The 11,296-nt window shown below is 30.0% G+C and carries 15 protein-coding genes; 5 read left to right on the top strand and 10 right to left on the bottom strand.

Features of this window, described 5'->3' with window-relative positions; all coding sequences use genetic code 11:
• Positions 1-319: 319 nt before the first annotated feature.
• The 9 genes from rsgA to FOF46_RS23715 all read right to left on the bottom strand — a co-directional run bounded on the left by rsgA (position 320) and on the right by FOF46_RS23715 (position 6,747).
• The gene (rsgA, locus tag FOF46_RS23755) at positions 320-1,384 is read right to left on the bottom strand and encodes a ribosome small subunit-dependent GTPase A (protein ID WP_143918201.1); all 1,065 of its coding nucleotides are present in this window, start codon (positions 1,382-1,384) and stop codon (positions 320-322) included.
• Positions 1,384-2,187 (bottom strand): GNAT family N-acetyltransferase, encoded by an 804-nt coding sequence (locus FOF46_RS23750; protein ID WP_143918200.1) that lies wholly within the window; start codon positions 2,185-2,187, stop codon positions 1,384-1,386. The genes rsgA and FOF46_RS23750 overlap by 1 nt, the downstream gene beginning before the upstream one ends.
• Positions 2,187-2,726 carry a TetR/AcrR family transcriptional regulator gene (locus FOF46_RS23745; RefSeq protein ID WP_109438328.1) on the bottom strand — a complete coding sequence of 180 codons (540 nt, stop codon included), beginning with the start codon at positions 2,724-2,726 and terminating at the stop codon, positions 2,187-2,189. The genes FOF46_RS23750 and FOF46_RS23745 overlap by 1 nt, the downstream gene beginning before the upstream one ends.
• Before the next feature lie 196 nt (positions 2,727-2,922).
• Positions 2,923-3,774 (bottom strand): CPBP family intramembrane glutamic endopeptidase, encoded by an 852-nt coding sequence (locus tag FOF46_RS23740; RefSeq protein WP_167571932.1) that lies wholly within the window; start codon positions 3,772-3,774, stop codon positions 2,923-2,925.
• Positions 3,775-4,036: 262 nt separating this feature from the next.
• On the bottom strand, positions 4,037-4,267 hold the full coding sequence (locus FOF46_RS23735; protein WP_143918198.1) for a DUF1059 domain-containing protein: 231 nt from the start codon (positions 4,265-4,267) through the stop codon (positions 4,037-4,039).
• Positions 4,268-4,336: 69 nt separating this feature from the next.
• The gene (locus FOF46_RS23730) at positions 4,337-4,801 is read right to left on the bottom strand and encodes an SRPBCC family protein (RefSeq protein WP_109438325.1); all 465 of its coding nucleotides are present in this window, start codon (positions 4,799-4,801) and stop codon (positions 4,337-4,339) included.
• Complete coding sequence (locus FOF46_RS23725) at positions 4,794-5,165, bottom strand: ArsR/SmtB family transcription factor (protein ID WP_244299731.1); 372 nt, start codon at positions 5,163-5,165, stop codon at positions 4,794-4,796. The genes FOF46_RS23730 and FOF46_RS23725 overlap by 8 nt, the downstream gene beginning before the upstream one ends.
• Before the next feature lie 132 nt (positions 5,166-5,297).
• Positions 5,298-5,801, bottom strand: a complete 504-nt coding sequence (locus FOF46_RS23720; protein ID WP_143918197.1) for a DinB family protein — start codon at positions 5,799-5,801, stop codon at positions 5,298-5,300.
• A gap of 217 nt (positions 5,802-6,018) precedes the next feature.
• Positions 6,019-6,747: a DUF1223 domain-containing protein gene (locus FOF46_RS23715; protein WP_143918196.1), complete on the bottom strand. Its 729-nt coding sequence runs from the start codon at positions 6,745-6,747 to the stop codon at positions 6,019-6,021.
• A gap of 39 nt (positions 6,748-6,786) precedes the next feature.
• Here FOF46_RS23715 and FOF46_RS23710 point away from each other — a divergent pair, with 39 nt between their 5' ends.
• The 5 genes from FOF46_RS23710 (at position 6,787) to FOF46_RS23690 (ending at position 10,814) form a co-directional block, all read left to right on the top strand.
• Positions 6,787-7,431, top strand: a complete 645-nt coding sequence (locus tag FOF46_RS23710; RefSeq protein ID WP_143918195.1) for a DUF4159 domain-containing protein — start codon at positions 6,787-6,789, stop codon at positions 7,429-7,431.
• Between the two features lie 6 nt (positions 7,432-7,437).
• Positions 7,438-7,956, top strand: a complete 519-nt coding sequence (locus FOF46_RS23705) for a TrmH family RNA methyltransferase (protein WP_143918194.1) — start codon at positions 7,438-7,440, stop codon at positions 7,954-7,956.
• 63 nt (positions 7,957-8,019) lie between these two features.
• A complete protein-coding gene (locus FOF46_RS23700; protein ID WP_143918193.1) occupies positions 8,020-8,463 on the top strand; it encodes a hypothetical protein in 444 nt (147 codons plus the stop codon).
• Positions 8,464-8,511: 48 nt separating this feature from the next.
• Complete coding sequence (locus tag FOF46_RS23695; RefSeq protein ID WP_109438319.1) at positions 8,512-9,600, top strand: AI-2E family transporter; 1,089 nt, start codon at positions 8,512-8,514, stop codon at positions 9,598-9,600.
• Positions 9,601-9,623: 23 nt separating this feature from the next.
• Positions 9,624-10,814, top strand: a complete 1,191-nt coding sequence (locus FOF46_RS23690; protein ID WP_143918192.1) for a class I SAM-dependent methyltransferase — start codon at positions 9,624-9,626, stop codon at positions 10,812-10,814.
• Here FOF46_RS23690 and FOF46_RS23685 read toward each other — a convergent pair.
• Positions 10,811-11,287: a hypothetical protein gene (locus tag FOF46_RS23685; RefSeq protein ID WP_143918191.1), complete on the bottom strand. Its 477-nt coding sequence runs from the start codon at positions 11,285-11,287 to the stop codon at positions 10,811-10,813. The two genes, FOF46_RS23690 and FOF46_RS23685, sit on opposite strands and share 4 nt — an antisense overlap.
• Positions 11,288-11,296 lie beyond the last annotated feature (9 nt).

Below are 11,296 nucleotides of genomic sequence, written 5' to 3'. Positions count from 1 at the left end.
TGTGGGGGAATCATTAAGAAAAGGAAAAATTAAAAAGGACTAATAACAAAATTTAACTATTATTGCAAGATCTCTCTTAGTGGCACCATTTGACCGAAATAGGTGGCACAGTCACTCCGAAATAGCCAGTCAAATTCAGAAATGATAAATTATAACTGTTTGCACAGCTTAGTATTTATTTAAAGATATTTCTTTTTCGCCATACACATACACCAAAAGTTATATTCGCGGAGAACAAATACATATTTGTTTGAAGGTTTTTAATATAAGAAGTAGTTTAAACTTTTTTGATCAGTTAAAAAAAGTTTAAACTCTGTATTTAGTACTTATTATTTTTTCTTTGTTTTTTTACATTTTTAATCATTTTTCCTAAATCTTTATCCTTTTTTTTCCTATCCCTAGCATCCGATTCAAAATACATTCTTTCTTTTTCCATTTTTAAAAAGTTAGAATATGAGTCTTCATCAATCTCACCATTTTCTACAGCTTTCAATATAGCACAGCCTTTTTCATGTAGATGTGTGCAATCTTTAAACCTGCAGTTTTGGGCATATTCGAAAATGGTTTCAAATGTAGTTTCTAGTCCACTTGTAGTATCTGCAATTCCTACTTCTCGCATTCCTGGATTATCTATCAAAATACCTCCATTATTTAACACTATTAACTCTCGATGGCTTGTGGTATGCTTTCCTTTATTTACACTAGAGCTTATTTCACCTGTTTTCATCTGTAGTTGTCCAGAAAGGTTATTAAGGAGTGTAGATTTTCCTACTCCAGAAGATCCAAGCAAACAATATGTATTTCCTTTTTTTATAAAACTTTCTAAGTCTTTATACCCTGCTGTTTGATGACTCACGGTAAATACCAGAATATCACTAATTCTTTGTTTAATTCTATCCTTAATAGATTCTAACTCGGTTTTACTTATTAAATCTATTTTGTTTAATACAATAACAGGCGCTACATTAGAAGCGTTACAAATGGTTAAATATCTTTCTAATCTATTCAGATTAAAATCTCTATCAACAGCCTGAACTATTAAACCAAAATCAATATTTGCTGCTATAATTTGTATTTGTCCTGATTTACCAACAGCTTGTCTTTCTATAATAGAATTTCTAGGGTAAATAGCGTGAATCAAAGCCTTACCTTCATCATATTCAGAAAAAGCAACCCAATCGCCAACTGCGGCAAAATCATACCTGTTTTCTGCAGTAAATCTTAAATTACCTATAAGTTCGGCATTAAACTCATTTTCACAAGTCTTAACAACATATCTTTCTTTATGTTCAGCTATTACTCTACCAGTTTCGAATGAATCCAAATTTTGTTGGATTCTATATGCTTCAAGTCTATCGTTATATCCTAAATCTTGATATGTCATTATAATTGTATTTTATTCTCTTTAAAATTGATATCAAAAATGATATGGGAACAATAAAACCCTGCCTTTTCTATTGCTTTTCTTGAAGCTATATTGTCTTGAGTAGTAGAACATATAGGCTTTCTTTTCATCACCTGAGCCTTTTTTACCAGTTGTTGTAAAACCTCTGTACCCAATCCTCTTTTTTGGTAATCTTTATTGACGATTATTCCTAAATCTGCAATATCTAACTGAGAATCACTAAGCCTACATTCACCGGTAGCAATTATAGTTTCAGATTCTTTTACCATATAAAATTCTTTTCTTTGAATTAGGTTTTCTGTGTATCCAAAATCATCTTCAAATCCTATTTGATCCATAAGGAAAGTTTTTATTCCTTGAGTATCTCTTTCTGAAACTAGCTTTACATCTAATGAAGATTCGTTTTTTGATTTTCTATTAACATATTGAAAACATAATGTATTCGTCTGTATAGATTTTGAATGAGATAAACAGGCATTAAATGAAACCGGTTCAATAGAGCTTAAGCTTGCTGAACTTATCAATTTGGATTCAATCAAAGATTGAATGACATTATACATTAGATAATTATATTTATCAGAAAGAAAAATTTGTAATAAACTACCTTTATCATCTATACAACAATATCCAATATTCTGGTCAACATGCTCTATTAAATACGTTTGAGAAGAAGCTATATAAAGCTTTTCCCACATGGCATCAATAGGGGCAGAAAACTTTTGATAAAGTTCTTCCCTAAACTTATCAATAACAACAATATCATCTGTTTTTATAAATTTCATTATTTACTGTATTTATTAATAATATGTATTTTGATTTGTTGTAAAGGATACTCATCAAAAATGCATAAATAATTGAGGGCAATCCCGTCTAACTCTGCAATAAATAAGTAACTCATTACCAATGAATTTTTGGAATCAATGTCACGAAAAATACTTTTAACAGAATTCAAAATAAAAGAAGACCTCTCTTTTATGAGATCATTTAAAATAATTCTTGTGTTAGGTTGCAGTATTATATTTAAGTTTAATTGAATAAGCATTTTGTCTAATTCTAATTGTGTGAAAAATGATTCTATTAATTCGAGTAATTTTTCTTGAGCCGTATTGTGCGTTTGTTTAGAATTGCTAATCTCTACTATTAGTTGGGTTGTTTTTGAAAATATTTCTCTTAATAAATCATTTTTTGTTTTAAAATGATGAAAAATAAGCCCCTTAGAAACATTGGCTTTTTCACAAACTAAAGAAATTGGAGTATTTTCAAAACCTCTTTCTGAAAAGAGTTTTGTAGCAGCATCAACAATTTGGTCTTTTTTATTCATAGTTATTTAGAATCAAATACTGACTGACTGGTCAGTCATTTACAAAACTATGAATTATTATTGAACATACTATTTTAAATCGATTTTTTTAACTATTGCATGGTCGATCAATGAAATAAAATAGTTATTTGAGAAATGAATTCTTTAGATAACTTTATAGAAACATACAGGATCTCTTAGGAAAGGAAAGAAAATATTATATGATTTTTATACGATTAATCTTTAAATACATCAATGACAAAACAAGCATTAGAGCAAACCCAATAAGCCCCAAAAGCCCTGCTTCAGGACCATACTCGCCCCCTGTCCATAGATCGGTACCTATATTTTTAATTTTAATAAAAGATTCCTCAGATCTATTTCCGCTCATTGTAAAACCAAATAACTTGGATTGAGCAAAATTCCATGACATATGTAATCCTATTGACAAGCCTAAGTTTTTTGTAATTATAAAGGGAACGCACCAAACAATCCCATTTATAGAAAGATAAAAAATAGAAAGAAATGAAGCATTGCCATTATTAAAATGTGCCAAGCCAAATAATACTGAGGATAATAATAGAGCAACTATAAGAGATTGATTTTTTGAAAGAATACTACTTTGAAATCCTTCATTAAAATTGGTAAAGAGGTATCCTCTAAAAAATGTTTCTTCCCAAATACTTACAAAAAACATTTTAACGCCAAAAAACAATAACGCTACAATATTTAGACGGGTTGAAAACTCTGTTATAGACAACGCACCAATTAAACTACCTATTCCTAATAATATAGCAACAGAAGTTATTCCTATAATAATTCCTGTAAGGAAATAAATAATAGTATTTTTCTTAAATACAATACCATATTCTGAAAAATTTCTTTTATCTAAATATTTTGCGTTTAAGTATAACCCAACAATCAAAATAACAACAGCTCCAAAAAACTGCAAAACAGAATTTTTCACCCATATCAAAGGTAAAACAGAAAGTAATAGTAGTATACTAAATAGTAATATCCTCCATGGTGCTCTAAATCGATTGTCATCACCATAAAAAAGTGAATTCATAGCTTTCAATACCATTTTGGCCTTTTAATAAATAACTGAAGTTCTTTTGAGTTTTATAAATTGCCAATAAATACTATCATGACATTATAATTACAAACATAGTTCATTATGATATACTATATAAAAACTTTCTTTTTACTCTTTCTGTTAATTACTGTGATCGATTAAAAATAATGAAAAAAAGAGTAAGCCCTTATTGCTTACTCTTTTTTAGGTATTAATATTCTATTAGTAATACGTTTATTTACTATCACTATCATTTCTAAGGCAAGCTGTCAAATTCTTTTCTTTTATTTTCGAACCATTCTTTCATTGCGTCAGGTGATTTCATTAGTTCCTGCATTTTATGCATAGCGGCAAGATGAGCCTCATCTCCTTTTTGGAACATTTCCATAGCATGTTTTTTACTCATTTCGGCTATTTCATTAAAGGTATCTGCATGAAATTCTATATCACAAGCTCCATTCAATTGATTACAAGTCATTGTTTTCATATATGTTTATTTTTTTAAAAGGTTAATTGAATACTTATATGAATCCTAATATTTCTAAATGATGTCAGGTTAGTTAGAAGTAACTTTAAGATGCTCTTCAAGCCTTTCAAAAACAGAGCCCCAGCCATTTAAGATTCCCATCTTTTCTTGTTGAATGCGGTACTCCTCTGTTGCATGAATAATATTAAAGGTGAAATTGGTTTTATCCCCATTTTCTTCAAACAATGCCTGTATCTCTACACCTTCTGTCATTGGTTTGAAGTTTGCAGACGAACGTATTTCTTTAAACTTCAGAATCACAGAATACACTCCATCTGCTATAAATTCATTTCCATCTGGCATCTCCATGGTATATTTCCAATTTCCACCAACCCTAAAATCGTGTTCTATCACTTTAGTTTCCATTCCTTTTGGACTCCACCAAACGGCTATATGCTCTGGCTGAGTCCATGCTTCCCATACCAAAGATATCGGCACATTAAAAACTCGTTCTATTGTTACTGTACGATTTTTTGCATCATTCTGATTATTCATTCTCTTTGTTTTTAGTTTGTAATTTCATTAAGTAATTTTCAAATGAGTCAATTTTATCTTCCCATAGACTCTTATATTGCTCTATCCATAAAAAAGCTGGAATTAAATTTTTTGGTTGAATCTGGCAGTATCGTTCTCTACCCTTTTGGCTAATTTCAATGATTCCACATTCATTTAGAATTCTAATATGTTTTGAAATTGCAGGCCTGCTAATTTCAAATTTCTCAGCTACTTCATTCACTGTTAATGTATCATTTGAAACTAATTCTATAATATCTCTCCTAACTGGATCGGCTATCGCCTGAAAAACATCTCTTCTCATCTTATTATGTAACTGATCGGTTACATATATATATGTAATCATTCGGTTACGCAAATATTTTTAAAAAAAACTATATAAAATATTGGACTCTAATAAAGTTTTTTCTTTAAAACTCTTAATACAGGAAGCCTTATTTACTTAAATAAGATTTAGTGTACTCTACAACTATTAAGATTACTGTTTTTTTGAATGTTGTATTACCTCCTCAGAGGATAATCCAAATATTGGAGGTGTCTTTATATTTAATAATGCAAGATAAGTATATAGAACGCCTCTATGGTGAATTTCATGCTCCACCATCGCTCTAAGCAACTTCCAGATTGTGATTTTATGACCTCCTGGTGTCTCACATTTTTGTTGTAATGACTTTCTATCTAATTCTGAAATGATTTTATTTGATGCTATATTTAATTCAGTATAAAGGTTAATCGTATTTTGATATCCTTTTGCAAAATCTTCTCCACATCCTGTATATAAACTTGGCTTTAACTGAATGTTTTCTAAATACATAAATCGTTCTGTGAGTGCCAAATGTCTAATAATATCTCCTATTGTGAATTTTCCTTCCTTAATAGTCCATTCAATTTTATCTTCTGGTATATATTCAAATAGTGCCTTAGTACGTCCTTTTATTCTCGAATAATATTTCAAAAAATTATCTATATCCTGTATTTCCATTTTTCAAAACTTTTATATTAATCATTCTCCATCAAATAATCCTTTTACTAAAATACTCAGAATGAACTAGAATTATTAAAACTATTATATAAAAAAGCCACAATAGTACTATTGTGGCTTCATTAAAAATGGATTCTGATCTGTCTCAGAATAATAATAAACATAATCTATAAACAAAGGAATTGTTATTCCTCTTACAAATTAGAATCCAACATTTTTACAATATTTCTATTCTAGTAGCTCCTGTGGTCTTCAATGATTTATCTTGGGTATAGGCAATAACTGCAAGTTCATCCTTTTCTGAAATCCATTCTGGGATCGTAATTGATATATTTCCAGAATCTGCATTTTTTATAATACGACCTGCAACAATATTCGTATTCTTTAAAGTACGGTTCCGATTTTCTCCTCTCGAAATATCTGTTATTCGTTCAGAAACAACTAAAGCCAATGTTATATTATCAAATACGCCTCCATTAACCTTATAATCCAAAGTTATACTAGCAGTTTCCTTCTTCACATCACTTAAAACAATTTCTGTATTTGCTTTTAAACTTGAATATTTTTTTAAAGCCTGATCAGCCTTTATACGATTTGAGCCTGTAAAATGTTCACTACCATTAATTACTAATTGCGGAGTATAAATAGATCTACTATTAAATTGTAAAGCATATTCTCTTTGATAATCGCTGAATAAAGGTGAACTAAATGGATCTTTCCAACCTAACCTATTCCAATAATCCACATGATACGACAATACAAATACATTCTGATTCTTATATTGTTTTTTTATTTCATCAAGTAGTTTATCTGCCGGAGGGCAACTACTGCACCCTTGAGAAGTAAATAATTCTAATACAATTGGTGTTTTATCAATATCCTGTGCATTAACACCTACCGATACAATAAGTATTAATACCATCATAAGTTGTTTTATCATCTCCATAATTTTAGTACTTTTAGGTCTTATTTTTAGACGATTATTATGGGGAAACTTACGGTATCTCTTTTCTTTCTTTTGATTTCGGCAACGGTTTGCTGTCAGGATATTGCCATCTTACAATATAAAGGTGGTGGCGATTGGTATAGCAATCCCACTGCACTACCTAACCTGATTCGGTTTTGTAATCAAAATATAAATACCACAATTAATGCTAAACCTATAACGGTAAAACCAGAAAGTGTTGATATTTTTCAGTATCCTTATATTCATATGACTGGTCATGGTAATGTCTTTTTCACAGAACAAGATGCCGAAAATCTTAAAAATTATTTATTGAGTGGTGGTTTTTTACATATTGATGACAATTATGGTATGGAGCCTTATGTTCGAAAAGAGCTTGTCAAAATATTTCCAGATAAAAAATTAGTAGAATTACCCAGTACACACCCCGTTTTTTCTTCTAAATATGATTTCCCTCAAGGGCTACCCAAAATCCATGAACATGATGGAAAACGGCCTCAGGCCTTAGGGATTATTCATGAAAACCGATTAATACTTCTTTTTACTTTTGAGAGTGATCTTGGGGATGGTTGGGAAAATCCCGAAGTTCACAATGATCCAGAAGAAGTTCGAACAAAAGCTCTTAAAATGGGAGCAAATATTATTAAATACGCTTTTGAGAACTAACAATTAATGGCAGAACAACTCCATCATCACAGTTCGGGATTTATAAAAAATCAATTCCCTATTACTCTTATTTGCGATCAAGTAAATTCTCCTGCTAATATTGGTAGCCTTTTTAGAATAGCAGATAGTTTTGGTATCGAACAAATTTATTTTTGTGGAGAAGGTATATCGGTTATTAGTAAACGAATGCAACGCACAGCAAGAGCTACTCATGAAATTATCCCTTATCATCAAGTTGAAAATATTCTTAGTACAATAGAACAATTTACATCTAATGGATATACATTACTAGCTCTTGAAATTACAGATAACAGTATTCCTGTTTCAGAATATAAAATTGAAGCTAATGAAAAAATAGCCTTGATTATAGGGGAAGAAAATTTTGGTGTTTCTGATCAAATTCTCACCAAGGTCAAACAGAGTATTCATATCAATATGTACGGTAACAATAGTAGTATGAATGTTGCTACAGCAACAGGAATTGCACTTTATGAAATTACACAAAAGTTATCATATCATTATTAAACCTAAAAAGAAGTATTTTTATATAGCATCAATAATACCTAAAGATTAATTAACCTTATTCATATGATTTCAAATTCAATAAAAATATCAGTTATCATCTTACTTGTTTTAATACTACCTATAAAATCTCACGCTCAAGATACAGATAAACAAGAAACTGTAAAAAAGACATTATTGACTATTTTTGAATTATGTAAACAAAATAAGTGTGATCAATTAGCTCCTTACATTGTTTATAGAGGTAAGGATAGTAAGAGAAAATGGAAAGACACTTGCAATTCTAAAAACAAAGAAGAGTTAGAGCGCGTGCAAAATATATGTCATCGTATTCAAGAATTCCAAAAATATGATGACTATGAGTTTTCCGAGTTTATTACGCAAGAAGAATCTGAAGGTAAATGGTATGTTTGGAAATTAACTTTCAATACCAAAGAAACGCCAAAAATCTTCTATTTTGCATTTTTAAATATCAATGGTAGTTATGCTATTGGAGATATCGATGGATAGTATCATCGATTCGGATTAATTCTAACAGATATAAAACAATTTAGATAGATGAATTCAAAAACAATCGCATATGGTATTTTAAGAGCAGTAGCAATTATTGTTGGTATTTTGGGATTACTATGGTTTCTATATAAAATACAATCCGTTCTCATCTATGTTGCCTTTGCGGGAGTAATTTCTTTAATGGGAAGACCATTTGTATTATTTCTTAAAAGAAAACTGAAGTTTAACAACACTCTGGCTGTAGTTGTAACACTATTCATTACCATAGGGTTGTTTTTAAGTATTTTCATGCTATTCGTTCCTATCATAAGTGAACAAGGGCAATTAATAGGAGAAATTGATATCAATAAAGTTGGGCAAGACCTCGACAGACTTAATCAAGATGTAAGTGATTACCTTAAAGTAGATAAATTAAATGTTGTAGAATTGATTAAACAAACTGATTTAATGCAGTTTTTTGATCTTAAAATAATACCAAATGCTATAAATTCATTTTTAAGTGGTTTTGGAGCTGTTTTGATAGGGTTGTTCTCTGTTTTATTTATTTCATTTTTCCTATTAAAAGATAGTCAACTTCTGGAGAATAGTTTATTAGTTTTTGCAAAAAAAGAAGATGAAAACAAGTTCATGAGAGCTTTTACCAAAATCAAAGATTTACTTTCTCGATATTTTGTTGGATTACTACTACAGGTTAGTATTCTATTTATTTTATACACTATATTATTACTAATATTTGGTGTTAATAATGCTATTGCTGTGGCACTCATTGCAGCTATTTTTAATTTAATTCCATACATAGGTCCCTTATTCGGAGGCATATTTGTACTCATTTTGGCGATTACCAGTAATCTGGGATTAGATTTTCAAACCATAATCTTACCTAAACTGACTTACATTCTCATAGGATACCTCATTATTCAATTGATAGATAATTTCCTTAATCAACCATTAATTTTTGGAAATAGTGTAAAATCTCATCCTCTGGAAATCTTTTTAGCCATTCTTATTTTTGGACTGCTTTTTGGAATAGGAGGACTTATTGTTGCGGTTCCATTTTATACTGCTATAAAAGTAATTGCCAAAGAATTCCTTTCAGAATATAAGATTGTAAAAACATTGACCAAGGATTTGTAAATCGCAGTCAGAAGTAAAAAGCATTGAATACTAAAATTTTACATAAAGAGGTTCAAGAGTTTATCCTGGAGAAATCCAATAGTTCTATTGATTTAAGTATACTAATTTTAAGCGGAAGTCCATTTAAAGATATTACCATCCAAGAATTAGCACAGCAAATTCAAGGAAATCGTAAGACCAAAAGAAAATTACCTTTGTGGCATACCAAAAGTGGAATATATTATCCCCCAACCTTAAACCTCGAACAAACTTCTTCTGAAGCCACAGCACTATATAAAAGTAACCTCATTTCGGGAAAAACTCTGATTGACCTTACCGGCGGGTTTGGAGTCGATGATTATTATTTCGCAAAAAGAATTAAAAAAGTAATTCACTGTGAACTCAATGCTTCATTAAGTGAAATCACTACACATAACTTTAAGATATTAGAGGTAAATAATATTACTACTATACATGGAGATGGATTAGAAATTCTTAAAAATCAGAGTACTGTAGATTGGATATATATTGATCCTTCAAGACGACATGATAGTAAAGGAAAAGTATTTTTTCTTGAAGATTGTCTTCCTAATGTACCTAATAACTTAGAACTTTTATTTGGCAAGAGTTCTAATATCATGATAAAAACCTCGCCGCTATTAGATATTCATACCGGAATTAAAGCATTACAATATGTTAAGGAAATTCATATTGTGGCTGTAGATAATGAAGTTAAGGAATTGATATGGATTCTAAATAAGGGTTATACTGGTGAAATTGGAATGATCACCGTTAATATTCAAAAATCTGGCAACCAAGAGTTTTCTTTTTTTCAGAATGAAGAGATCAAACAACCATTAAACCTAAGCGCTCCTAAATCTTATCTTTATGAACCCAATGCCGCTATTCTAAAAAGTGGTGGTTTTCTAATTATTGGCAATACATTGGGATTAAAAAAGCTTCATAATCACTCTCATCTTTATACTTCTGAAAAAATCATCGATTTTCCCGGAAGGAGTTTTGAAATTCTTATTGTATATCTCTATCAGAAAAAAGTAATAGCAAAATCAGGAATTACAAAAGCTAATGTAACTACGCGGAACTTTCCAGAAAGTGTGGCTTTATTGAGAAAAAAGTTAAAAATTAAAGATGGAGGTGATGATTATTTATTTTTCACCACAGATCATACAAATAAAAAAATCATGATTCATTGTAAAAAAGTATCACGCGACTAATTAGAGTTTGAAAAGACATCAGAATGCTCAATAAAACCTTTTAAATACGCTTTTAAACCTTCATTATTAACTTTATCAATATTAGCCAACATAAAGTCCCTATCTTCTTCAATATTCTTATAGTATCCTGCTAATTTGGGCGCATTAGATTGTATACTTAACCTAATCATTCTTAGTTCTATATTATCAGGTTCTAATTCAATTGATTTATCGATTACTTTCTTTGATTTATTAAAATAAGACAACTTATTAAAAGGGTTCCAGGAAAAAGAAGCTTTTAATGCTAAGGCGGCTCCATGATATCCCTGATAAATAGCACCGTCATTTTGTAGTGCTTTCTCTGTCAATTCATAAAACTGATCTGCTTTCTCTTTAGAAACAGTACAGGTTTTGTAAGAATCTCGTATATCTTCAATACGAATGACATCAGTAGTCATAAAGAAAAACAGGAATAATGCGGAAATAATTTTCATTAACTATAT

Origin of the sequence: Aquimarina algiphila, from assembly GCF_007489275.1 — a bacterium.
Taxonomy (GTDB): domain Bacteria; phylum Bacteroidota; class Bacteroidia; order Flavobacteriales; family Flavobacteriaceae; genus Aquimarina; species Aquimarina algiphila.
This window is presented reverse-complemented; position numbering and strand designations above follow the sequence as displayed.

Excerpts from the sequence above, each read along its gene's own strand:
- FOF46_RS23740 (WP_167571932.1), bottom strand. The coding sequence starts at position 3,774 with ATGAATTCACTTTTTTATGGTGATGACAATCGATTTAGAGCACCATGG.
- FOF46_RS23735 (WP_143918198.1), bottom strand. The coding sequence starts at position 4,267 with ATGAAAACAATGACTTGTAATCAATTGAATGGAGCTTGTGATATAGAA.
- FOF46_RS23750 (WP_143918200.1), bottom strand. The coding sequence starts at position 2,187 with ATGAAATTTATAAAAACAGATGATATTGTTGTTATTGATAAGTTTAGG.
- rsgA (WP_143918201.1), bottom strand. The coding sequence starts at position 1,384 with ATGACATATCAAGATTTAGGATATAACGATAGACTTGAAGCATATAGA.
- FOF46_RS23695 (WP_109438319.1), top strand. The coding sequence starts at position 8,512 with ATGAATTCAAAAACAATCGCATATGGTATTTTAAGAGCAGTAGCAATT.
- FOF46_RS23745 (WP_109438328.1), bottom strand. The coding sequence starts at position 2,726 with ATGAATAAAAAAGACCAAATTGTTGATGCTGCTACAAAACTCTTTTCA.
- FOF46_RS23710 (WP_143918195.1), top strand. The coding sequence starts at position 6,787 with ATGGGGAAACTTACGGTATCTCTTTTCTTTCTTTTGATTTCGGCAACG.
- FOF46_RS23725 (WP_244299731.1), bottom strand. The coding sequence starts at position 5,165 with ATGATTACATATATATATGTAACCGATCAGTTACATAATAAGATGAGA.
- FOF46_RS23720 (WP_143918197.1), bottom strand. The coding sequence starts at position 5,801 with ATGGAAATACAGGATATAGATAATTTTTTGAAATATTATTCGAGAATA.
- FOF46_RS23700 (WP_143918193.1), top strand. The coding sequence starts at position 8,020 with ATGATTTCAAATTCAATAAAAATATCAGTTATCATCTTACTTGTTTTA.
- FOF46_RS23730 (WP_109438325.1), bottom strand. The coding sequence starts at position 4,801 with ATGAATAATCAGAATGATGCAAAAAATCGTACAGTAACAATAGAACGA.
- FOF46_RS23705 (WP_143918194.1), top strand. The coding sequence starts at position 7,438 with ATGGCAGAACAACTCCATCATCACAGTTCGGGATTTATAAAAAATCAA.
- FOF46_RS23685 (WP_143918191.1), bottom strand. The coding sequence starts at position 11,287 with ATGAAAATTATTTCCGCATTATTCCTGTTTTTCTTTATGACTACTGAT.
- FOF46_RS23715 (WP_143918196.1), bottom strand. The coding sequence starts at position 6,747 with ATGGAGATGATAAAACAACTTATGATGGTATTAATACTTATTGTATCG.